This window comes from Fischerella sp. JS2 (genome assembly GCF_032393985.1).
Lineage (GTDB): Bacteria > Cyanobacteriota > Cyanobacteriia > Cyanobacteriales > Nostocaceae > Fischerella.
On record NZ_CP135918.1, the window covers coordinates 626,439 to 649,478 of the forward strand.

Annotated in this window: 21 protein-coding genes; 9 read left to right on the forward strand and 12 right to left on the reverse strand. The window is 41.0% G+C overall.

Translation table 11 applies throughout. The features are described 5' to 3' along the window. The first annotated feature begins 69 nt into the window (after positions 1–69). Both RS893_RS02695 and RS893_RS02700 read left to right on the forward strand, forming a co-directional pair. On the forward strand, positions 70–705 hold the full coding sequence (locus RS893_RS02695; protein WP_315789716.1) for a hypothetical protein: 636 nt from the start codon (positions 70–72) through the stop codon (positions 703–705). A gap of 439 nt (positions 706–1,144) precedes the next feature. Then, entirely contained in the window at positions 1,145–1,630 is a 486-nt protein-coding gene (locus RS893_RS02700) for a DUF4383 domain-containing protein (protein WP_315789717.1), read from the forward strand. A gap of 49 nt (positions 1,631–1,679) precedes the next feature. Here RS893_RS02700 and RS893_RS02705 read toward each other — a convergent pair whose 3' ends face one another. The 10 genes from RS893_RS02705 to RS893_RS02750 all read right to left on the reverse strand — a co-directional run bounded on the left by RS893_RS02705 (position 1,680) and on the right by RS893_RS02750 (position 13,041). After that, complete coding sequence (locus RS893_RS02705) at positions 1,680–2,777, reverse strand: DNA topoisomerase IB (RefSeq protein WP_315789718.1); 1,098 nt, start codon at positions 2,775–2,777, stop codon at positions 1,680–1,682. Between the two features lie 200 nt (positions 2,778–2,977). Next, on the reverse strand, positions 2,978–3,964 hold the full coding sequence (locus tag RS893_RS02710; RefSeq protein ID WP_315789719.1) for a zinc-dependent alcohol dehydrogenase family protein: 987 nt from the start codon (positions 3,962–3,964) through the stop codon (positions 2,978–2,980). A gap of 9 nt (positions 3,965–3,973) precedes the next feature. Further along, the gene (locus tag RS893_RS02715) at positions 3,974–4,843 is read right to left on the reverse strand and encodes a CemA family protein (RefSeq protein WP_315789720.1); all 870 of its coding nucleotides are present in this window, start codon (positions 4,841–4,843) and stop codon (positions 3,974–3,976) included. Between the two features lie 458 nt (positions 4,844–5,301). Then, complete coding sequence (locus RS893_RS02720) at positions 5,302–5,979, reverse strand: carbonic anhydrase (protein ID WP_315789721.1); 678 nt, start codon at positions 5,977–5,979, stop codon at positions 5,302–5,304. A gap of 219 nt (positions 5,980–6,198) precedes the next feature. Then, positions 6,199–7,509, reverse strand: coding sequence for a TldD/PmbA family protein (locus RS893_RS02725; protein ID WP_315789722.1), 1,311 nt, complete (start codon positions 7,507–7,509; stop codon positions 6,199–6,201). A 145-nt stretch (positions 7,510–7,654) separates the two neighbouring features. Then, the gene (locus tag RS893_RS02730) at positions 7,655–8,521 is read right to left on the reverse strand and encodes a Tab2/Atab2 family RNA-binding protein (protein WP_315789723.1); all 867 of its coding nucleotides are present in this window, start codon (positions 8,519–8,521) and stop codon (positions 7,655–7,657) included. 230 nt (positions 8,522–8,751) lie between these two features. Next, entirely contained in the window at positions 8,752–9,939 is a 1,188-nt protein-coding gene (locus tag RS893_RS02735) for a tetratricopeptide repeat protein (protein ID WP_315789724.1), read from the reverse strand. A gap of 702 nt (positions 9,940–10,641) precedes the next feature. Next, positions 10,642–11,115 (reverse strand): lipocalin-like domain-containing protein, encoded by a 474-nt coding sequence (locus tag RS893_RS02740; protein WP_315789725.1) that lies wholly within the window; start codon positions 11,113–11,115, stop codon positions 10,642–10,644. A 32-nt stretch (positions 11,116–11,147) separates the two neighbouring features. After that, entirely contained in the window at positions 11,148–11,942 is a 795-nt protein-coding gene (locus RS893_RS02745) for an alpha/beta hydrolase (protein WP_315789726.1), read from the reverse strand. Positions 11,943–12,180: 238 nt separating this feature from the next. Further along, positions 12,181–13,041, reverse strand: a complete 861-nt coding sequence (locus RS893_RS02750; protein WP_315789727.1) for a nucleotidyltransferase domain-containing protein — start codon at positions 13,039–13,041, stop codon at positions 12,181–12,183. Between the two features lie 294 nt (positions 13,042–13,335). Here RS893_RS02750 and RS893_RS02755 point away from each other — a divergent pair, with 294 nt between their 5' ends. The 7 genes from RS893_RS02755 to RS893_RS02785 all read left to right on the forward strand — a co-directional run bounded on the left by RS893_RS02755 (position 13,336) and on the right by RS893_RS02785 (position 20,674). Beyond that, positions 13,336–14,379, forward strand: coding sequence for a nitrilase-related carbon-nitrogen hydrolase (locus RS893_RS02755; RefSeq protein WP_315789728.1), 1,044 nt, complete (start codon positions 13,336–13,338; stop codon positions 14,377–14,379). Between the two features lie 126 nt (positions 14,380–14,505). Then, on the forward strand, positions 14,506–15,921 hold the full coding sequence (locus tag RS893_RS02760) for an aldehyde dehydrogenase family protein (RefSeq protein ID WP_315789729.1): 1,416 nt from the start codon (positions 14,506–14,508) through the stop codon (positions 15,919–15,921). Continuing rightward, complete coding sequence (locus RS893_RS02765; RefSeq protein ID WP_315789730.1) at positions 15,914–16,504, forward strand: hypothetical protein; 591 nt, start codon at positions 15,914–15,916, stop codon at positions 16,502–16,504. Before RS893_RS02760 ends, RS893_RS02765 begins: the two co-directional genes overlap by 8 nt. Positions 16,505–16,517: 13 nt before the next feature. Continuing rightward, the gene (locus RS893_RS02770; RefSeq protein ID WP_315789731.1) at positions 16,518–16,964 is read left to right on the forward strand and encodes a DUF3598 family protein; all 447 of its coding nucleotides are present in this window, start codon (positions 16,518–16,520) and stop codon (positions 16,962–16,964) included. A 77-nt stretch (positions 16,965–17,041) separates the two neighbouring features. After that, positions 17,042–18,439 carry a histidine--tRNA ligase gene (gene hisS / locus RS893_RS02775; protein WP_315789732.1) on the forward strand — a complete coding sequence of 466 codons (1,398 nt, stop codon included), beginning with the start codon at positions 17,042–17,044 and terminating at the stop codon, positions 18,437–18,439. 178 nt (positions 18,440–18,617) lie between these two features. After that, positions 18,618–19,523, forward strand: a complete 906-nt coding sequence (locus RS893_RS02780) for a 3-keto-5-aminohexanoate cleavage protein (protein ID WP_315789733.1) — start codon at positions 18,618–18,620, stop codon at positions 19,521–19,523. 326 nt (positions 19,524–19,849) lie between these two features. After that, positions 19,850–20,674, forward strand: a complete 825-nt coding sequence (locus tag RS893_RS02785; protein ID WP_315789734.1) for an alpha/beta hydrolase — start codon at positions 19,850–19,852, stop codon at positions 20,672–20,674. A 60-nt stretch (positions 20,675–20,734) separates the two neighbouring features. Here the strand turns inward: RS893_RS02785 and RS893_RS02790 are convergent, their stop codons facing one another. Further along, positions 20,735–21,184, reverse strand: a complete 450-nt coding sequence (locus RS893_RS02790; RefSeq protein WP_315789735.1) for a RidA family protein — start codon at positions 21,182–21,184, stop codon at positions 20,735–20,737. A 220-nt stretch (positions 21,185–21,404) separates the two neighbouring features. Beyond that, positions 21,405–22,877, reverse strand: a complete 1,473-nt coding sequence (locus tag RS893_RS02795; RefSeq protein ID WP_315789736.1) for an amidohydrolase family protein — start codon at positions 22,875–22,877, stop codon at positions 21,405–21,407. Between the last annotated feature and the right edge of the window lie 163 nt (positions 22,878–23,040).

The following is a 23,040-nucleotide window of genomic DNA, read 5'->3' on the forward strand; positions in this document are numbered from 1 at the left end:
GATAGTAAAATGGCTTCTGAAGAAGTGCGATCGCTTCTATGAAGTCATTTTACTAGAGGTTATATACTGATGGATGAAATTGTCAAAAAAGTAGCAGCTTTAGGTTTACCTGGTGTGATATTAGTCATCACAATGGCAGCTACAGGTTTAACAGGTGCAGCAGCCATTACAGCAGCTTTAGCTTTTCTGGGTGGGCCTGCGGGTATATTGGGTGGAATTGCAGTTTTGGGACTGACAGGTTTGATTACCGATGCTTTGGCAAAAGTCAGTCTTGAGGATTTTCTCACAGCAATTTATTGCCAGCGCCGACAGAATGAACCACATGGCAAATTGCTAGAAGAGATAGAGTCTTTGTCGCTGTTTGATGGTGACATGAAAGATAGACTCAAGACGACTGTCACTGACGGATGCGGTTGTACAACGGTGGTTAACTTTAGTACAACAGATGATGCTAAAGAAGCGATCGCTATTTTAGAAAATGTCCCTGGTATGACTCGCGCCCACCACAGAGATTTTAAGAGTTCTCATCCAATTATGAGGCTCAGGGATGGGACAGTGGTGAGGACTTGGCAAAACCTCCTTGGCGTTGACCATGTTTTTTTAGGCGATCGCAGTGACAGAATGATTTACGGCGGGTTTGTTGGTTGGATTCACAGTGAAGGTTTACAACAGGCGTTAACTCAGATTAGAAGAGATTTGACCTAAAAAAGTAGTTATTAGTGGCTCGTGTCAGAAAAAACCGAACAGAAAAACTTTAGGCTTTGAGCATCGGCGGCAAAATCCAGCTAAAAAAGTGATCGCGGCTGCTTGTGAAGTAGTAGCGTAACAGTTGCACAGTAAATTAACTTTGCAACTCCTAAAACCTGAGTCTGGCATAGAAATAAAGATACCGATTGGTAATTTTCAATCCTTCCTTTTGATAGAGATAAATAAAATGTATTTGAGTTGAATGGAAAGTATTACAAAAGCAAGGCAGAAGTACGTAGACGCAAAGCAGCTTCTGTAGGTAGGCACAAAGAGGGAAGTCTCGATAAAAAATTTCACCACCAAGTATGAAAAAACCTTACCCCCTCTGCCTCCTGCCTTCTGCCTTCTTTTTAAAGATTCATACCAAAGGTCTATTCCACAAATTAGGGGTAATACAATGGAAAACATTAACGCGGCAAAAATGACAGAGCGTTACTGTGCTTTAACTATCGGAATTCTCTATCTCATTCTAGGTCTGGCTGGATTTATACCAGCTTTTGTTTCACTACCAGGAACAACAGCATCTTATATTCCTGCTGATGTTGCTCCTGGAGCCTATTCTGCGGGATTTGGCTACGTATTTGGACTTTTTCCCACTAACTTCTTGCATAACCTTGTACACTGTGCAGTGGGTTTGTTAGGAATTGCTTCCTATACCAGTGCCACTAGTGCGCGACTTTTCAACGCGACTTTTGCAGTTGCCTATATCATCATCGCCATCATGGGATTACTGCCTTTTGGTAAAACGATGTTTGGCTTAATGCCTCTGTTCGGTAACAATGTTTGGCTCAATGCCTTAGCTGCGATCGCTGCTGGTTACTATGGGTTGCTTATCCCTAGAAAAGCAGCAGGTGCTAGTGCATCGCATAATGTTAATGTTTAACATTTTCCTACTCTATTAGAGTCAGCCAGGTTTTTGGTTATTGCTCAAGCTATACCAAGACTGCCTGCGAGAGAATTTCAATTACTGCTTGCTCTTGTGGATTTAATTCTGTTGATGAGATGGCTTGCTTTTGCTGCAATTTTTGCTCCATAGTTGGCAAAAGCGAGCCATCCATATATGCTTCAATTACGCCTGGATGTACATAATATTTCCGACAAGTTGCAGGACGATTACCTAATTCTTGAGCTACATTTTTAATTGCCTGGGTAACGTTTTTTTTGGCTGCTGTTTGTGATTCAAATGTTCCTAAATCATATAACTCCTGCGCTGCCAGAACAGTGCCAAACCAGGTACGAAAATCCTTAGCAGTAAAGTCCATACCAGTTATTTCACGCAAGTAATCATTGACATCACCAGAGTCAATCGGTTGGTGATTCCCCTCACTGTCAAGATACTGAAATAATTCTTGTCCAGGGATTTCCTGACAGCTTTTGACAATTTTTGCTAAACGGCGATCGCTCAGATCAATTTCATGATCTACGCCACTTTTACCCCGGAATTTAAATCTTAATTTAGAACCAGAGATATCAACATGGCGGTCTCTCATGGTTGTTAAACCAAAAGATTTATTTGTTTGGGCATACTCTTGATTACCTACCCGAATTTTAGTAATTTCTAAAAGCTTGACTACTGTTGCCAATACTTTTTCTCTTGGCAAACTTCGCAGTGCTAAATCTTGTTGTATACGCTGGCGAATCTTAGGTAGTGCTTGGCCAAAGGCAATCATACGTGTAAACTTCGTTTGACTGCGGACTTGCCGCCATTGGGTATGATAACGGTACTGCTTGCGTCCTTTGTCATCTCTTCCCGTCGCTTGTAAATGTCCTTGGGGATGCGGACAAATCCAAACATCACTCCAAGCAGGTGGAATCACAAGAGCTTTAATTCTACTTAGTTCTGCCTGATCAGAGATTTTTTTACCTTTAGCATCAAAATAGCAAAATTCTTTACCTACACGCTGTCGTTGAATACCTGGGGTAGTGTCGCTAACGTAACGCAGTCCTACCAGTTTAGCTGATTCAACCGGATCAATAACGAGCGCGGCTTCAACTTCTTTAACTACTTTCTTGTGAAGCTTCAGCTGCATAGATGGGAAAATATAAAACAGTTACTTATCTGTAACTGTAGCTAATTCCTACTTCAATAAAATCAGCATAAAAGTAGAGATACGTATATATGATAGTCTTCTCTAAGACTGGTAGGCGATAGTATTCTCTGTGCATGTTGAACTCAGGTTAATCAAAAAACACCAATGCGATCGCCCACATGAAATTTTTCTACACCCACCTAATCAATTACCAACACAGCCGAGCCTTCGATTTTACCACTACGAAGAGCATCTAGAGCCTCATTCGCTTCACTTAAATTAAATAAATTGACCTCTGTGTGAATGGGAACTTTGGGTGCTAAGGCGAGAAATTTTTCTCCGTCTTGACGAGTCAAGTTAGCAACTGAACGTAAAACTCTTTCTTCCCAAAGAATTTCGTAGGGAAAAGCAGGAATATCACTCATGTGAATACCAGCACAAACTACCACACCGCCTTTAGTAACTGCACGCAAAGCAGCTGGTACTAACTTACCTATAGGAGCAAAAATAATTGCTGCATCTAATGGTTCTGGGGGTAACTCGTCAGAACCACCCGCCCAAACAGCACCCAACTGACGGGCAAATTCTTGTCCCTGAGTATCGCCAGAACGAGTAAAAGCAAAGACTTGACGCCCTTGATAACGCGCCAGTTGAATTAACATATGGGCAGCAGAACCGAAACCATAAAAACCGAGTTTTTCGCTATCGCCAGTCATTCTATAGGCACGGTAGCCAATTAACCCACCACATAATAATGGTGCGGCTTGCAAGTCGGGATATCCTTCGGGAATGGCAAAGCAAAAGCGGTGGTCGGCAACAGTATACTCAGCATAGCCGCCATCTAAGTTGTAACCTGTGAACTCGGCATAATCACAAAGATTTTCTCGTCCAGAGACACAGTAACGACAGCGATCGCAAGTGTAACCTAACCAAGGAACACCAACGCGATCGCCGACATGAAATTTTTCTACTTGTTCTCCCACTGCTTCTACAACACCCACAATTTGATGTCCAGGTATTAAAGGTAGTTTTGGGTGTGTTAGTTCTCCATCTACAATATGCAAATCTGTACGACAAACAGCGCAAGCATGAATGCGAATCAGTACCTGTTCGGGATGAGGTTTTGGCACAGGTAAATTAACTAACCGCAGAGGTTGACGCGGCGCTTCTAACAGCATTGCACGCATAAGCAATAATCACTCATTCATTTCTTTTAATGTAGCTAGTGCTGAAGGTGATAAACGACTGAGATAACGAAATATCCAGTATTTAAATATTGTGTCCAAAATCACCGGGAAGGTAGCAATAAATAAGAATATCGCATTTCTGCTAGCTGGTAATCCTAAATGTTCTGCCACTCCTTCTAGAATCACCTCCCAACCATGTGGGGAGTGAAATCCTACAAATATATCTGTAAATAAAATAATTAAAAAAGCCTTAGCACTATCGCTCAGACCATAAACAATCTCATCCATAAATGATTTAACAATGACAATTTCTCTTTTGCTTGTAGCTACTATCAAAGCAAAAGCGATTAGTGATACCAAATCAGCAAACACATTACTAATAGCATTCCTAGTTTGCTGCCGAGAATTTTCAGCAATTTCTTTGGCTTTGTCTTTCACCTTTGCTTCCATAGCTTCTGAAGAAAGTGCAGGAGATTGACGCAATAAACTTTCAAATCTCAGTTCTTCTTCATAAAATTTTAGTTCTTGTAGGGCTTTTTCTTCCATCTCCTCATTGAGGAAAATTTGAGATATATTTTCACCTCTTACACGTTCAACAATAGGGCTGATCAATAATTGTTTAGATAAATATTGAGTTAAAAGTGGTACAACAATAAGTATGATTAAAAATCGTATTGCTGTTCTTGTTCTTTGTTGAGAAATACGAAAGTTTCTACGATACTGCTCTTCTGCCTGTGGAGAAAAATCAGTTTTAATTTTATTAAATGTTCTACCAATTGACCTTGGTAAAACTCCTGTTTTTTGAGAGGCTGGCCTCACTCTCATTTCATCTATATTTGAAGAATTAGATTTTTTATTTTGGTTGTCTTTACTTTTCATTGTCAGGATTCATTGTTTTTAAATTAATTAGGACTTACACAGTAGTAACGGAAAAACTAACCACCCTTCGGGTTCGCTAGTCCCCCTACCCTTACCTTAAGCCGCGCAAAGCGCGTCTACATAACGGAAACTGCCTTTTTAGGGGGCTGGACTCACAAAGGACACAAAGAACACGAAGAAAGTTGTAGGGTGCGTTAGAACACCGCGTCACGCACCGCCAGACCAGTGGTGCGTTACGGCTAATTTTTACTCTCTGGGACGCTCAAATTCTTACACAGCCGTAACATACCCTACTTAATCTTTACTATTATCGTAGAGACAGAGGATTGTTAACAGAGGACAATAAGGAATAAACATGTGCTGAGTTTTTTCCAAAATCAAAGTCCTATATCTCAAACTAAAATGGCTAATAGATATTATAAATATAATACCCATCAGCCATTATTTTTTCAATAAATTTACGATTCTGAATATACACCAATTAGAGGATTTGGTACAGGAAAGGGTCGATTGTCTAAAAGTTTAAATTTACCAGTATGAGCATCGTACGCAAACACCTCTCCACTTTCTATTTCATAAATCCAAGCGTGAAGAGTCAGTTGACCACTATGCAACTTTGAGCGAATTGCTGGATATGTTTCTAAATTTTCTATTTGAGTTAAAACGTTTTGCTCAATAGCAATTTTCAATAGCTTCTCATTTGGGTAATCTGGATAATTGTCTAAAACTAGACGGCGAGTCGGCTCAGCATATTGCTTTAACCAGTCATAAACTAAAGGCATTTGTTGAGCTAAATTGCCTATTTGCAAAAGTCCTTTCATGGCTCCACAATGGGAATGACCACAAACAACAATATCTTTAATTGCCAAAGCTTCAATAGCATATTCTATGCCTGCTGCTTCCCCACTTTTGGGTGTTCCATAGGCAGGAATAATATTACCAACATTACGAATGACAAACAGTTCTCCTGGCTGACTTTGAGTAATTAAACAAGGATCAATCCGCGAGTCAGAACAAGTGATGAATAGAACTTCGGGGCTTTGACCATGAGACAACTGTTCAAACAATTCACGGTGTGTAATGAAATAGTTGTCATGAAACTCATTTAAACCTGCAATGATGCGTTTGATTGGCACAGTTAGATTCCTCTCACCAAAAACATGCTTAGTCTATAGCTTCACAATTCTTAACCACTTTTCCGCATAGAAAGCTGACACTACTTGAAATATCGTTTCTCCTTCCTTTCCCCTATTCCTATACAAGTGTCTCTAGTGAGTTTATTTAATGTGCAATCAACTTGGCATCAGAAACAATACTGGTTGAGAATTTGAACGTCTATGCTTGGATTAAAAAATTCAATTACTTCTACCAGTTGTAGATAATCCTTCCACAATTAAAGAAGGAGTATAACAAGAACCATTCCAATCAGTATCGCCACCTAATTTCGCTAATTGTTTGAGTGCAGTATAAACATTACCTGCCACCATCGTATCCTTTACCCGTCCTATTACCTGACCATTTTGCACACGGTAGCCTAAGTCTACGTTGATCGAAAAATCACCAGAAATCCCACTACCACCCAACATTTGATCCACAACTAAGCCATCATCAAGTAATTCAATCAATTCTGGGAGTGATCCCGAACCGGGTTGAATAAGAAAATTAAATAAACCAGGGGTGGGGTAACTACCCAAACCAGGACGAAAACCATTACCTGTGGAAAAAGTACCAAGCTGACTAGCAGTGGTGCGATCGCAGTAAAAATTTTGTAATTCTCCGTTTTGGATAAATACTATAGGCTGAGTCGGAGTGCCTTCATCGTCAAAAGGGCAGCTGTAGGGTCCCGCTAGGGGATCTTGGTAAAGAGTAAGGGAGGGAGAAACTACTAACTTACCAATGCGTTCTGCCCAAGGGGAAGCCCCTTCCAAAACACGTTTAGCATTTAAGGCAGCTTGCACAGTACCCCAAAGCATATCAGCAGCTTTAGAAGTAAACAAAACTGGGACACGACCATGAGGTGGTGGAACATTTTCTTTTGCCCAAGCTAAACGCTGTAAAATTTGCTGAGCCAGTTTTTGCGGTTGCAGGTTGCCGCGTTCGGTTTCACCATCAGAAACACTTAAAATGTCATCTCCCCGTACCCATTCAGCGGAGATATAGCAACTGAGAGTAGTGTCAGTGTAGTAGCAATCTAGACCTTTAGTATTCACAAGTCTAGTAGTTTCCACATCACATTCCCAGTCGCCATTGCAAAGAACTTCTGGGTAAACGTCACGAATGAGGGCGATCGTTTCTTTGCCCCACTCAACTAACTTTTCTACTGGTACATCTTGACCTAAGTCTGGGTAAAAGGGCTGGAAGTTACTGTTTAATTCCAAGGTTTCGGGTTGATTTAGCTGACTCAGAGACAAAGCACGTTCTACTAAAGCTTGTGGTTCCACAATCCCATAGGCTACTGCCAGTCCTGGACGCCCGTTGTACCACAGCCTTAACGCTGTACCTTCAGCTTGGCTAGTTTCTAGCTGCTTGAGACGGTTGGCCTCAAAAAATACTGGGCGAGACAGCGATCGCGACTGATACACTTCAGCAGTTTCTGCTCCGGATTTTAAGGCTAATTCCAGCAGCTGTTCTGGAAGTGTATCTTTTGGTAACTTTTTAGACACCATAACTTGTACTGGCAGTGAGTTAGGAGTGGGAGGTGGGGAGATAGGGGGAGTATGAGGAGTGTGAGGGGTATGAGGGGTGGGAAATAACCACTAACCACCAACAACTAACCAGCAACCACCAACATTAACCATTCCCCAATTCACTTTAGGACAGATTGATCTCACACAACAGCCAAAACCCTGCAAAAGATTCTGATTGGGGATCAGACTGCACCCCGATAAAATGTACTCCGTTGGCTTTTTGCTTGGCTTGTTCAAATTTTCTGGCTTCTGCTAAAATTTGAGGATTTTTGAGATTCGCTAAAACCCAACTTTCTGTAGCACCTGTTTCTAAAAGCAATCTTCCTCCCTGTGGACTGTCGTCAAATCTTAACCAAGCTAAATCCAACCCAGACATCCAGCCCGCTAGAGGTAGCGCTCTGGGTGAGAAAATTAAAATTCCAGGAATGCTAGTTTCAGGAGAAACTTGTGCTAATTCCAAGGGAAATCCTTCACCAAAATCAATTTCCCACTCAGACATATCCGCAAATTCCGAACCTGGCAAAGTCACAAATCCCCACTGTTGCCATTCCAATGCATCTGGTAAGCGTTGAGGTAAAGGTGCTTCCAAACGTACCGAGGGATTTACCCCACCCTGATACCCTGGTTCTTGGGGATACACTTGTTCCATTCGCTGCTGCAACCATTGATTCAGTACCAAAGTCCGACGGCTTGGCTGTGCGGGAATTCCAATATCACTACAGGCTTTGGTAATCATATTATTCATTTGGCGACGGAAAAAGCGAATTTTAATTGGCGCTTCTCCTGCTTTGTCTATTGCCTCTTGTAAAGCCGTCCGCAGCCATACGGAGTTTACCTGGGTACTGGGACAATACTGAGCATAGCGAAACAAAGAATCAACTTTTGTGCGCGTATCCAAAGGGCTTTCGCACACTAGAACTTCCCAAACTTTTTTCTGATTTTCGTCCAAAATTGGACGGGAGTAAAAATCAAGTTCCCAAATACTGCCCATGTGATGCCGTTAAAATTTGGCTACTTTTTTCTATATCTTCATCATACGAGCCTATGTGTAGTGCCGGGGCAAAGGCTAAGATGTTGTGACTACGGAAGAAGTCTAGAAATACTACACATAAGGAAAAAAAAATTACATTTTTCCTGAAATTTGCTATTTTAGAAGCAATCCATTTATTGAGTGTCCTAAGCTTCCTGTAGAGGCTTAGGATTTTTTTTATTTATAAATTATTAGTTGAAAGTTTGACTCGAAATCAACCCCATTTCTTGCAATCCTTGCCGCAGCCGCAGTGCTTCTTGGGGATTATTCTTTTCATGTAAAGCGATCGCTCTTCCAAAGGCTGCTAAACTAGCCTGCAAGTTACCTAATTTTAGTAGCACAACTCCTAAATTTTGATATGCATCAGCGTAGTTAGGATTGATCCCTATAGCTTTTTGATAGCAAGCGATCGCATCAGTATATAAACCCATTGCTTTAAAAGTCATCCCTAAATTGTAATGTCCTGTGGCAAAATTAGGGTCAATCTTCAAAGCATTTTCGTAAGCAATTTTGGCATGATTTAAATCTCCAGCTATTTTAAATAAATTACCTAAATTGTTGTATGCGCCTAGCTTAAGCATGGGATAAATAGGTAATTTAATTGCTGCTTGATAATGGGCAACAGCCTGTTTTAAATTTTGTACTCGACTGTAAGCAATGCCTAAATGATAGTAGAGTTCATATAAAATATCATAGTTGTCTTCTGCGGTAGTTACTCCTCTGGCCAATAACTCTACACCTTCTGAAATTTTCCCAGTTTCCACATATAATGCCCCCAATTTACTACAAACATAAGGATCATCAGGATGAGTGGCTAAAAACTCTTCCATTGCTGCTTGGGCTTTGGCATATTTATTGTTTTGGTTAATAGTATCTTTTTGATAACCAGAATGGAGAATTGCCACACCTTGCAAATAACCTACTTGCCATTGTGGTTCTTTGGATAAAATCTTGGTGACGCTATCATCAACTAAAGCATGGTAAGGGCGAGAAAAATAAATATCTGGATGATTACGAAATAAACGAGAAACTAGGGAATACGGAGATTGTACTGCCCCTACTTCTTGACGAACTAGATTAATCAATAAATATTCTTCTCTATGAATCGCCTCTTGCAGTTGGGGTACAACTTTTTGTGCCAGACTTTCATCTGCATCTAAAACTAGAACCCAATCACCTGTGACGTATTTTAAAGCTTCATTTCGGGCTGCACTAAAGTCATTGCACCATTGAAATTCATGTACCTTTGCACCGAATTTTTTGGCTAGATGCACGGTGCTATCTGTTGAACCTGTATCTAGTACTATTATTTCATCTACCACATTTCTGACGCTGCCCAGACATTTGGGTAGTGCTTTTTCTTCATCTTTAACAATCATGCACAGGCTAAGCTTCATAGGATGAGCGTATATTTATTTAAAAATTATGTAAATATAAGCAATTTTAAGTCTGTGCGAAAATCAAGATCAACTAAAAGATAGTTGTTTCACAATTAATACTAATTCAATAAATATTTAAGGGCAGATAACCCCACTCGTCTAACAATACCCTAAGCGGTCTTGTTTAGGGTTGGGCAGGGGTTTCACAATTATTCATGTGTTGCATTCTTTTTTTAATTGGTATAAGTAAGTCAGCACAAATAAAGCTAACTCGTTGGGATCGTCATTTGTCCAAAGTCATTGGTCATTGGGTAGGGGCAAAGCATTTGTAATAGTAAATTCTATTTTGATGTCAAGATATACATACAAATGCTTTGCCCTTACAAGCGTGTTTACTTTTCGTAATATAGTTATGTTTATTCCCACGACTTACTTAGCTGTCGTTAGATCACAAACTCCTGTCGTTAGATCACAAACTCCTGTCGTTAGATCACAAACTCCTGTCGTTAGATCACAAACTCCTGTCGTTAGATCACAAACTCCTGTCGTTAGATCACAAACTCCTGTCGTTAGATCACAAACTCTCCTGTCGTTAGATCACAAACTCCTGTCGTTAGATCACAAACTCCTGTCGTTAGATCACAAACTCCTGTCGTTACGACACAAAACCTCAATAACTACATTGATCCCAATCCTACCTGATTAAGACTCCACTTTTTCCCACACCAGTTCAAAGACTTTTTCGACCCCAGCAGTTTTAGTTGGTGGTGTTTGCAGCGTAACTTGATTCCCATTCAATGTAAAAGTACGAACTAAGTCTGTACCAACCCGATTGGGAATAGAAGCTATCTCGACATGATGCGTCACCGTGTTGCCCTCTATTGTATACATTCCAGCGTAAGCATTGAATGTGGAAAATGCCTGTAGGCACTCTTGTGGTGGTAAAGATTTGATTTCTTTGCTAAAGGGTGAACGAATGTCTCCAGTAAGCGCTAAGCGATCGCGTTGAGAAAAAATTACCATCATCCGCCTCTCAGGAGTATAAGTGATGTAGCCAGTTGGATGAGAACCATATACCTCAGAATCAATCGTTCCGTCCGGGTTAATGGCTGTTGCTGAGATCAGTTTCCAAGTTCCTAGCAACGGATTATGTTCAACAGACGACAGACTAGACATGGTATACCTCAACATTGGTAACATCACTCATCCTAGTGCTTTGTTAAAAATTTGAGCATTTTCTGAGCCACGATCTCTGGAGACTCTATAAAACAAGCATGTCCTACTTGTTCAAGCATAACAAGTTCAGCATTCGGGATACCCTGAGCCAGGTGTTCAGAAAATTTTATCGGTGTGATAATATCTTGTTGACCTACCATCACTAAGGTAGGAGCATAAATACTGGCAAGACGTTTGGAAGTGTCGCTGTTGAGAATAGCTCGGCTTTGATGATAAAGCGCGTGGGGTTTTGGTAAAAATGGGTACTTCCGGATTTGGTTAATAATTTGTTCGATTACCCCTGGAGTTGCATAAAATCTGTCACTAAATAACCAGGGCAATAAGCTAGTTTGATAAAGCACCGCATCTAATTTAGAGGGCAAATCACCAAACAATTCTATGATTGCATGAAACTTACTGTCTCCTTTTGCCCAAGATGATAGCAGGATAAGACTTTTAACTTTTTCTGGCTGTGCTAGTGTCAGTTCTTGGGCAATTTGGCCACCCATCGAATGACCAGCTACATGTACTTGAGAAATTTCCAGGTAGTCAAGCAAAGCAATAGTATCAACAGACATTTGCTGAATGCTGTAGAGACTCTTGGGTGCAGAACTTTGCCCCACTCCACGATTATCAAACCTAATCACTTGATAATGTTTGACCAAAAATGGCATTAGCACTGACCAACTTGAACTGTCAGAGTCAAATCCGGCAATTAATAGTAATGGTTCACCTGTTCCATAAATGTCATAAAACAATTCAATCTCATTAACTAGAGCTTTGGGCAAAATAAAAACCTCCATTCAGACAAGAACTTATACCAATTCAAAAAATGTTTAAGGACATAGATAACTCTACCCTCCTCCCTAAACCTTCCCGATCTTGGGGAGGGGTTTGATGCTATTGGTGTGTTGCATTCTTTATTCCAAATTGGTATTACTTATATTCAGCCATGCGATCGCACCAAATATTCTCGCCCATACTTAAATTTATTCAACCTCAGTTAGACAAATCCTGCTTTGATTTCTACCCCACCTCTAACCGACGATTACCATACCATTGACTCAAATCATGCTCAATACCATCAAGGATTGCGATCGCATCCATTATTGATTTTGCATCAACTGCTAAGGCAGCAAACACTGACTCAACACGTTGTTGATAGTTCGGTGGACATAGCGCAAAGCTGTTGGCAATTGCCACCGCACCTTTCTCATTCAATAAGTACTGTTCATTAAGTGCAAACAATACCTGATTCATACAAGCCACACTGCGGAAACAACAACCTGCTGCATAGGCAACATCACCGCGTGCAACTGCCTTTTGTGCAATGAATAGTGAAAAACTAATCTCCCAGGCAAAAGTATTAATAGTTGCTTGTTTAAGCTGAATCGGATAGGGAGTTGTCTTAGCCTTTAAAGCCTTTAAAACGCCATCCGGATCGTAAAGTGGCAGACAATTGGCAACTTCACCCATATAAATAGAGGACACAAAGCCGTGGGGATGTCCTGGTTGGTAATCAATTGTGATTTGCCCGAGTTTACAATCACCAATGACACGATTAACCTGAACCAGATCACGATAGAGAAAATCTACAGAGACACCCTCTATTTTTAGCCAACCACCGCCATTAATCCACTTCCCCCATTCACCAATTGGGGTGATTAAATTTGCGCGGTGGTTGTCGTCAACTTCAAAGGCGAGGTGATTTAGAGCAATCACATCAAGCGGATTCTCTGGGTGATAATAAATTCCTAGATCCACATCCGACTTTTGTGTATGGTTGCCTCGCGCCCTTGAACCACCTAAAGCGATCGCTGTAACTCCCTGAACTGACTGCAAACGATCAACAACGCGGTGGATGAACTGAGGCAATTGCTGGTTCATATTGACTCTATCTTCACCACCAATTCAAAACAATGTGACATGAAGTGCTAACAGACAAGCTTGAAATCACACGCCTACCCATACCTTAGCTGCACAACAATTTATTGTACAATGAGCGACTTACTAAAACCTTACAATACATTAAGTTGATAAAGTTTTGCAGCAAACTCAGCGACAAAAAAGCGATCGCATTCATAATAAAACCATTACTGCTAAGCTCTCAGTTATCCGTAAGGATACTATTTTTCTTGTGGGGTGGTTAAAGGCATCTGTTGAAATCACAGAATTAATCTTATGGCAGCAAATACTAGTACACTCAACTCATACCGCGCTTTGGCCCTCCAAGTGACATGTTATGCAGTTAACCAAGCAGGCGATCGTCAAGAAGCTCGTTGTTTAATGCAAAAGACTATTGAGCGCTTAGGACAACAAATTGCTGCTAGTATCGCTTTTATTGGCTCTGACTGTCGTTTAATTGTCCTACCAGAGTACTTTCTCACAGGTTTTCCTATGGGAGAGACGTTTGTTGTTTGGGCGGAAAAAGCTTGTTTAGAAATAAGGGGTGCAGAGTATGAAAGCCTCAGTAAAATTGCTCAGAAGCTAAGAATTTTTATTGCTGGTAATGCCTACGAACTTGATCCTAATTTTCAAGACCTGTACTTTCAAACATGCTTTGTAATTAACCCATCCGGTGAAGTGGTTTTGCGTTATCGGCGCTTAAATTCCATGTTTGCACCGACACCCCATGATGTTTGGGATAAGTATCTTGACTGTTATGGTTTGGATGGTGTTTTTCCCGTAGCGAAAACAGAAATAGGTAATTTGGCTGCTTTGGCATCAGAAGAAATTTTGTACCCGGAGGTAGCGCGATGTTTAGCAATGCGAGGCGCAGAGATTTTTCTGCATTCAACATCAGAAGTCTATGGGAAAGAGCGTGCGCCTAAAGAAGCTGCTAAAATTTGCCGGGCAGTGGAAAACATAGCCTACGTTGTCTCAGCAAATACTGCTGGTATCGTCAATACTCCTATTCCGCAAGCTTCCACAGATGGTGGTTCTAAAATTATCGATTACCGGGGATTAGTTCTAGCTGAAACAGGAGCAGGGGAAAGCATGGCAGCTTTTGCAGAAATCAACCTAGCAGCTTTGCGTAGCGATCGCCGTCGTCCAGGGTTAAATAATTTACTTTCCCGCCAGCGCTTTGAACTATACGCAGACAGCTACCGTCAGTCAAATTTTTATCCTGCAAACACCATGCTGGGTAAAGAAGTAGACCGCAAACACTTCATCCAAACTCAGCAACAAACTATTGAGCGTTTAGCCAAATTGGGAGTTATTTGAGGATGGGGAGGTGGGGAGTATGAGGAGTGTGGGGGGTGTGGGGGGTGTGAGGAGCGGGAAATAACTACTAACTACTAATGTACAGACGCGATGTTCCTCGCGTCTGTACCTACTAACCAATAACAAATGACCAAACCAATAGATGTTCGTAATCCCCGTACGGGGAAATATGATTACGTAATCATACCGCCGCCACCAAAACTTTTGGCACAACTATGCAATCGTTTGCGGAGAGCGCAAAAAGGCTGGCAGCAACTCGGTATAGAAGGGCGAATTACTGCTTTGCAACAGTGGAAGCAAGCTATTATTGCAGGGCGGGATAAACTCACTGAAGCCTTAGTTGCTGATACAGGTAGATTGTCAATTTCAGTACTAGAAATAGACTCGTTTCTTTCTAATATTGATAAGTGGTGTAAATTAGCACCAAAGTTACTAGAAGAAACAGAAAAACAGACAGCAGTACCATTTATCAAACTGCAACAAAGGTCAGTTGCTTATCCTCTGGTGGGGGTAATTAGTCCGTGGAACTTGCCATTGTTGCTGTCAACTATGGATGTGATTCCAGCACTGCTAGCAGGTTGTGCTGTAGTTGTGAAACCCAGCGAAATTGCGCCCCGGTTTATGACACCGCTATTAAATGCTATTAATGCTGTTCCTGCATTACGGGAGGTATTCACTTTTGTAGAAGGAGCAGGTCAAACAGGTGCTAACTTGATCGAAAATGTAGACTTAGTTTGCTTTACAGGCAGTGTAGCCACAGGGCGAAAAGTTGCAGAAGCTGCTGCAAGACGCTTTATCCCAGCTTTTTTAGAATTAGGAGGCAAAGATGCAGCGATCGTTTTGGAATCGGCTGATTTAGAATTAGCTACCTCAGCGCTTTTGTGGGGTTCCGTCGTCAACACCGGTCAGTCGTGCCTTTCCATTGAACGCATCTATGTTGCAGAATCTATCTTTAAACCTTTTGTTGAACAACTCGTCACTAAAGCCCAACGTTTGGAATTAGCTTACCCTAAATTAGAAAGTGGTGAAATTGGCCCCATCATTGCCGAGAGACAAGCCGCAATTATTAGTGAGCATTTGCTAGACGCTATAGAAAAAGGAGCAGTTGTACACTGCGGGGGTAAAGTAGAAGACAGTGGGGGAGGATGGTGGTGTCGTCCGACAGTTCTCACGCAAGTTAATCACACAATGAAAATAATGACAGAGGAGACATTTGGCCCGATCATGCCAGTCATGGCTTTTTCGACACCAGCACAAGCAATTAACTTGGCAAACGATACGATTTATGGGCTAAGTGCAGCAGTATTTGCAGCAGACGAAGCAGAAGCATTAGCAGTTGCCGAACATATAGATGCAGGTGCTATTTGTATTAATGATGCAGGTCTGACTGCACTTATATATGAGGGAGAAAAAAATTCTTTCAAATACTCCGGTTTAGGTGGTTCGCGCATGGGAACTGCTGCATTGATGCGGTTTGTGCGGAAAAAAGCCTTCTTAATTAAAACAAATTCCGCTTCTGATCCTTGGTGGTTTGATGGTTAACAAGAGAAAACTATTGTTGTGGTGGGTACTGGCTAATGCTGTAGGTGGCGCTGTTGTTGGTGCTTTTGAAGAGGGTGGATTCCAGTTTTTTGCAACCTTAGTTTTAACTGGCCCTATTCTTGGAGTTGCCCAATGGTTTGTCTTACGGCGTTACATAAGACAAGCAGGCTGGTGGGTTTTAGTTACTACTGTAGGTTGGTACTTGGGTATTCCAGTAACGCTTGTGACAAGAGAAATTCTCAATCCCATCCTTTTAGAGATGTTATTGGCAGTCAGCAAATTTTGGGAAGCTTTCTGGTTCAATATTGTAAATCAGTTTATTACCTTCGCGATATTGGGAGCAGCCCAGTGGCTGGTTTTAAGCCGTCATTGCCAACAAGCATGGTGGTGGATTCTGGGTAGTAGCGTCGGAGGATTCGTCAATGGGGCTTTAGCAGCGCTATTTACTTTGGGATTTCAAACTATAGCAATGAAAATAAATGCACAAATGGCAGGTGCGATCGCCTATGGTAGTGGTTGGACTGGAAGTGGGTTAGTCACAGGTATCATGCTTGTATGGTTATTGCCAAATCGCTATAAATAAAAGGAGGGTGATCGTGTCTTCCATTCGAGAAGAAATGCCCGTTTTGGCCCGTCATGAAGGAGATTGGACAGGTACGTATATACTAGTTGATACACAAGGAAAAATTCTTGATCAGCATCAATCTCACTTAACCTGTGAATTTCCAGTAGATAGCCCTTATTCCTACTACCAAACTAATCGCTATAACTGGGCTGATGGTAGAAAAGAAGAACATAAATTTCCTGCAACTTACCGAGATCGAGCAATTTGGTTTGATACAGAACGCATTGCAGGCAAAGCTTGGGAAGTAGATGATCATACGATTATTTTGTGGTTTTCATATAAGGGAATGCCAGGAACATACTTGTATGAAATGATTCAAATTAGTCCTTGCAATAACTACCGCGCCCGTACTTGGCAATGGTTTAAAGATAATCGAATATTTCAACGCACCCTGATTCAAGAGGAACGGATGCGTTGATTATCATTTATCAGTTATCAGTTAACTGATTTGTAACTACTATCCACCAATCACTAACCACTAACAAAATTGAATCTATGGCAAAAAGCGAAAAAATTAACTTTTCTACTCCTAGTGGTTTTCCAGAATTTCTTCCCGGCGAAAAACGCCTGGAAGTATATTTAATTGATACTATCCGTAGAGTTTTTGAAAGTTACGGATTTACTCCTATTGAAACTCCCGCAGTTGAAAGGTTAGAAGTTCTGCAAGCTAAAGGTAATCAAGGCGACAATATTATTTATGGTATTGAGCCAATCTTGCCACCTAATCGCCAAGCAGAAAAAGAGAAAGCAGGAGAAAGTGGTTCAGAAGCACGGGCATTAAAATTTGATCAAACAGTTCCTTTAGCAGCATATATTGCTCGTCACCTTAATGATTTAAATTTTCCTTTTGCTCGTTACCAAATGGATGTGGTGTTTCGCGGCGAACGGGCAAAAGATGGGCGCTTCCGTCAATTTCGTCAGTGTGATATTGATGTAGTAGGTCGTCGAGAATTGAGTTTACTCTATGATGCTCAAATGCCTGCTATAATCACTGAAATATTTACAGCTATCAATATTGGTGATTTTTTAATTCGCATCAACAACCGTAAAATTCTTACAGGTTTCTTTCAATCTGTAGAAATTGAAGAAAGCAAAATTAAATCTTGCATCGGCATCATTGATAACCTAGAAAAAATCGGTGAAGCTAAAGTCAAACAGGAGTTAGAAAAAGAAGGAATTTCACCAGTACAAACCCAGAAAATTATTGAGTTTATTAATATTAAAGGCACAGTAAACGATATGCTAGATAAACTCAAACATCTAGCTCAAATCATGCCAGAAGCCGAGCAATTTAACCTGGGAGTTACCGAACTAGAAACAGTAATTACAGGGGTTCGTAACTTAGGAGTTCCTGAAAATCGTTTCTGTATTGATTTATCAATTGCTCGTGGCTTAGATTACTACACCGGAACAGTTTACGAAACAACTCTGCTAGGACATGAAGCCTTGGGAAGTATTTGTTCTGGTGGTAGATACGAAGAATTAGTGAGAGTATTTTTAGGCGAGAAAATGCCTGGTGTGGGCATCTCTATAGGCTTAACCCGGTTAATGAGTCGCTTAATCAAAGCTGGGATTTTAAATACTTTAGCTCCGACAACCGCACAGGTAATGGTGGTAAATTTGCAAGAAGAATTAATGCCACTTTACCTCAAAGTATCACAAGATTTACGCAAGGCAGGAATTAATGTCATCACCAGCTTTGATAAGCGGGGATTAGGTAAACAATTCCAACTAGCTGATAAACAAGGAATTCAGTTTTGCGTAATTATTGGTGCTGATGAAGCAGCAGCGCAAAAATCTTCGCTAAAAGATTTAAAAAGTGGGGAACAAGTGGAAGTTTCGCTGGCGAATTTAGCAGACGAAGTAAAGCAGAGACTACAAGGTGGAAGCTAATTTTAAAGGAATCCCTAATCTTAGTAAAGATGGCTATTTTCCTCTTTGTGTCTTAGTGTCTTAGTGTTTCAAAAAAGATTCTTTCACCACCAAGGCACAAATACACAAAGAAAACCGGATAACCCTTGTGGTTGTCAAGCTTAACTAGAAAAAATATGCACTTGAGGGGAAAAAGAGGATGAATAGGGAAATACCGTTGATTATCGAATGTCGCTGCAATGATTCAGATTACCGCCAGGATAATCCTAATTGCCCTTACAGTCCAAAGGAAATCATCAGGGAAGCTGTTCGTGCTTGGGAAGCGGGGGCCTCTATTTTTCATTGGCATGGGCGTGATCCAGTTAACGGTGAGTGGATTAGTAATGTTGAAGTGTATCTTGAAGCCATTCAAGGAATTCGAGAAAAGACTGATTTGATTATCAATCCAACACTTAATTATGTTACAAAACAAAGCCAGGTCAGCGATCGCGTCAAGCACATATTAGCAGCGAAAATTGACCCAACCCTGGGAGTTGATATGGTTCCTATAGAGTTTGGGTCGCTGAATATAGACTTTTGGAACCCACAGACAAAGCAATTTCAAACCTACGATCAAGTACATATAAGTTCTCGTGCTTATATGCAGGAAGTTCTGAAAATACTAAAAGAAAATAACATCTTTGTGGGTACAGTCTGTTGGGATGTAGGACAAATTCGTACAGCACGCTGCTTTCAGGAAATGGGACTCCTGTCACGGAATACTTTTTGGGAGTTTGTCTTCACAGGAGAAATAATGCCAAGTGGCATTCTGCCAACACTCCCCAATTTACAGGCGGTTGTAGATTCTATTCCCGCAGGTGATCAATGGTTGGTGATGTGCTGGAATGGAGATGTCATGCGTTTGGCAGCCTGGGCAATTACTATGGGAGGACACGTTGGTATTGGATTAGGAGACGATCCCTATAGCCGCTTTGGCAAGCCGCACAATGGCGAATTAGTGGAAATGGTTGTCAAGATGGCACATACGCTTGATCGCGAGGTAGCAACGCCAACACAGGCGCGGGAAATATTGAAAATGACACCACAACCTCAATTATCTAAATAGGACTACGCAGTAGTAACGGAAAAACGAACCACGTAGACGCGCTCATAGGCTTCCCGTAGGGTAGGACATAGGACACAAAGAACACGAAGAAAGAAGCTTTCAGAGAGATTTTGCGTAAGTTCTACTAAAGTTAAATATAGCGTTTACCGTTTGAGTGTGGTACAACCAACGGAACCTCACCCACCCTATCAGCCACCCCTCTCCTTGCTAAGGAGAGGGGCTGGGGGTGAGGTATATATTGCATCCGATTTAAAATCGCTATAAAAACTTAAGTAGTTAATTAGGGTGGGCAATGCTCACTCTACAGGTAAAACTGTAGGTAAAACATGAACCAACGTATTAAAAGAGCATTTTTAGATACTGAAGATGGACAGATACACTACAGAATTGGTGGTGAGGGAGAAGCCCTTTTACTACTGCATATGAATCCCCGCAGCAGTGACGAATATCGGGAATTAATGCCCATCTTGGCACAAAAGTACCGTGTGATAGCGATGGATTTTATGGGATTTGGTGATTCCGATAAACCACCGAGATTGTATTCAATAGCAGACTACGCTAAAACAGTAATTGCGTTATTTGATGAACTAGGAATTGAAAAAGCAAACATTCTAGGAAACCATACGGGTGCTTTTGTTTCTGGAGAAGTAGCAGTAGCTTACCCAGAACGTGTTAATAAATTAATTATATGTAATGTGGCTGGCTTTGGTGAAGTTGGAAAAGCCAATTTAATGAGGAGATTTAATAAAGGTTTCGTCATTAAAGAAGATGGTTCGCACTTGATGGAAAGATGGTTAGCTCGTGCAAGGTACATAGGTTCTGCTGAGTTAAATCATCGATGGGTTCTAGATGATTTAAAATGTTTTGGCTATCCTTTATATGCAGTTTGGGCTGTGGGAAATTATTGCATGGAGGCAGCAGAAAGATTTAGTTTAATTAAAAATCCAACTCTTATTCTTTGGGGAATTGATGATATGGAAGAATTTGAGCGATTAGGTTTAGCATTAGCAAAAGATAGATATTTTCTCTCTCAAGCAATTCCTCATGGTCAAGTTGTCGAGTTCTCAAACGGAACTATTTGCATGATGAACCAAATACCAGAAGAAATTGCCAAGGTAGTACTCGAATTTTTGGATAGTGTGAATGTTTAAATACAGTAAAAGGGCAGTACGTCAAAAGCTGTTTAAAAATTACACACTGCCAATCTTCTATTAAGACAAAACAGCTGTACACTTAATCTCAACTATCAATCCTGGTGTAGATAAACCAGTAACACCAATGCCAGTCCAGGTAGGGTAATTATTAGTAAAATAGCGGTCTTTGACTTGCATAAACAATTGTAAAAATGGAATGATATGTAATGGTTTACCAGAGGCAGCTGCTTCAGCTTGGAATTCTCCTAAGCCATCACCAGTGACATGGTAAGTAATCATTTCTACCACATCATCAAAGGTAACTCCTGCTGTATCCAGCACCTTTTTGACGTTTTCAAAAGCCTGAAGAAACTGGGCTTCTACGCCTTTAACAATTTGCAAATTTTCGTCTCTGCCTACCTGTCCAGAAATATACAAAGTATTACCAATTTTCACACCAGGGCAATAATGAAATTTTTCATAGAGAATTTCCATGCCTTTGGGAATAATCACTTCGCGAGTAGACATCACGAATTCCTTTATGATGTTTGATTGAGAAAGAGTATGAGGTTTAGCAGTAAAGCCTAGTTTAGATCAATTTAAAAGGTAAAAATAAAAGCGATCGCGCACCTGAAGAAGAAGCTGATGAATTTTTACATACACCGTCTGCAATGTTAATGTATCGACTTACATTGTGAATGCATCGCTTTACATTGTGAATGTATCGACCTGCAATATATGTGTCGCATTATTTTTTCAAGTTGATATAACGTCCAGTAGGCGTACCTGTAACCTGTCCTCGATCATAAATTTTGTTTCCTCGCAAAAAGGTTGTTTTGACTTTTCCCGTCAACTCTATCCCTTCAAACGGCGTATAGCCTTGCTGTGACTCGGACTCAGCAGCACGGACAACAAAGGTTTCGCTAGGATCTAATAGTACTAAATCTGCATCATAACCAACTGCAATATCACCTTTTGAACCCAATCCAAATCTTTGGGCAGGATTCCAGCTTAATAACTCAGCCATATGATTGTAGGACATGCCACGCTTGCTACCTTCACTAAAAACACCGGAAAGCAAGTATTCTGTGCCACCAAAGCCAGATTTAGCTAACCAAATATTATTCGGATCTTTCTGAGAGGCTTTTTTCTCGGCTGAACAACAGGCGTGATCGCTGACGATCCAATCAACTTGACGATTGAGTACAGCTTGCCACAGATATTCTACATCTGCACGGGAACGAATGGGGGGGTTCACCTTTGCCCATTTACCCGTAGGTGTATCTACATCTAATAAAAGATGTCCCACAGTTACTTCCCGACGGAAATTGATGTGAGGAAAGATTGTTTGCATCATTAAAGCAGCTTCCACTGCTTTGCGAGAACTGAGGTGTAATAAATTGATATTAAGACAATTAGTTTCGTGCGCTAAGTAAGAAGCAATGCAGATGGCTAACCCTTCAGAATGTGGTGGACGCGCTGCACTGTATGCTTTTAAACCAGTGAGGCTGGAGTCTTGCTGGACAATTTTAGTGTAAGCATTAAGGATTTCGGCGACTTCGCAATGAAGACTCAGACTCAGGCGATCGCTTGCTTCGGGATATAATTCCCTCAATTTGGTCAGACCACGCATAATAAATTCAAAGTGAGCAAAGTCATACCTTTCCTGTTTATTAATCATTAAAAACAGATTTTGTTGATCGGAAAGACCATGCAAACCATAGCCACCGTAGAACATAAAGATTTTAAACGATCCAATCCCATATTCCTCAAATAGCATTTGCATCTCATCGATATGAATGGCGCTAATTGGGGCAATATGATAACCGTAATCAACAAAAAAATTCCCTTGTGATAGTGCCAAAACTTCTGGGAAAAAATCTTTGTAAGAGCCGCCTTTGTTGAGATAATACTGACCTGTGCGGATGTAATTGAGGCTGGTAGTCACGCCTCCGGTTGCTGCTGCTTTGGTTTCCGTCACTGCATCTTTGTCAAGGGGTTGATAAATACCGATATGCATGTGTGCATCCACAACCCCAGGAAACCCCAGCAAGTTTTGGGCATCAAATATTTCTTTGCCTTCATCTGGTCTAATATGAGGCGCAATTTGGGCAAACTTCCCATCCTTAATACCTAAATCCAGCAGTTCGACACTATCGTAATTGGGACGAACTACCCGTACATTTTTGACAATTTGATCTAATAGGGGGGCTTCAGACACAGTAGACTTCTCAACCCTTGTAAAAATTCAGATCCAGAACTTCGGGTGCTGGTATTTTAACTAGTAATGAATAAATATCCTGGTTTAGCTAGGACTTTCAACATCGTATCGAAACGCAGGTCAATTCCATCAATATGTAATTATTTTTTATAAGGGTGAGAAA

Bases quoted from the DNA above. Each gene is read 5' to 3' on its own strand.
- RS893_RS02750 (WP_315789727.1), bottom strand. From the start codon at position 13,041: ATGAACCAGCAATTGCCTCAGTTCATCCACCGCGTTGTTGATCGTTTG.
- RS893_RS02725 (WP_315789722.1), bottom strand. From the start codon at position 7,509: ATGGTGTCTAAAAAGTTACCAAAAGATACACTTCCAGAACAGCTGCTG.
- RS893_RS02780 (WP_315789733.1), top strand. From the start codon at position 18,618: ATGAATAGGGAAATACCGTTGATTATCGAATGTCGCTGCAATGATTCA.
- hisS (WP_315789732.1), top strand. From the start codon at position 17,042: ATGGCAAAAAGCGAAAAAATTAACTTTTCTACTCCTAGTGGTTTTCCA.
- RS893_RS02755 (WP_315789728.1), top strand. From the start codon at position 13,336: ATGGCAGCAAATACTAGTACACTCAACTCATACCGCGCTTTGGCCCTC.
- RS893_RS02760 (WP_315789729.1), top strand. From the start codon at position 14,506: ATGACCAAACCAATAGATGTTCGTAATCCCCGTACGGGGAAATATGAT.
- RS893_RS02695 (WP_315789716.1), top strand. From the start codon at position 70: ATGGATGAAATTGTCAAAAAAGTAGCAGCTTTAGGTTTACCTGGTGTG.
- RS893_RS02700 (WP_315789717.1), top strand. From the start codon at position 1,145: ATGGAAAACATTAACGCGGCAAAAATGACAGAGCGTTACTGTGCTTTA.
- RS893_RS02715 (WP_315789720.1), bottom strand. From the start codon at position 4,843: ATGAAAAGTAAAGACAACCAAAATAAAAAATCTAATTCTTCAAATATA.
- RS893_RS02735 (WP_315789724.1), bottom strand. From the start codon at position 9,939: ATGATTGTTAAAGATGAAGAAAAAGCACTACCCAAATGTCTGGGCAGC.
- RS893_RS02710 (WP_315789719.1), bottom strand. From the start codon at position 3,964: ATGCGTGCAATGCTGTTAGAAGCGCCGCGTCAACCTCTGCGGTTAGTT.
- RS893_RS02730 (WP_315789723.1), bottom strand. From the start codon at position 8,521: ATGGGCAGTATTTGGGAACTTGATTTTTACTCCCGTCCAATTTTGGAC.
- RS893_RS02705 (WP_315789718.1), bottom strand. From the start codon at position 2,777: ATGCAGCTGAAGCTTCACAAGAAAGTAGTTAAAGAAGTTGAAGCCGCG.
- RS893_RS02785 (WP_315789734.1), top strand. From the start codon at position 19,850: ATGAACCAACGTATTAAAAGAGCATTTTTAGATACTGAAGATGGACAG.
- RS893_RS02790 (WP_315789735.1), bottom strand. From the start codon at position 21,184: ATGTCTACTCGCGAAGTGATTATTCCCAAAGGCATGGAAATTCTCTAT.
- RS893_RS02765 (WP_315789730.1), top strand. From the start codon at position 15,914: ATGGTTAACAAGAGAAAACTATTGTTGTGGTGGGTACTGGCTAATGCT.
- RS893_RS02740 (WP_315789725.1), bottom strand. From the start codon at position 11,115: ATGTCTAGTCTGTCGTCTGTTGAACATAATCCGTTGCTAGGAACTTGG.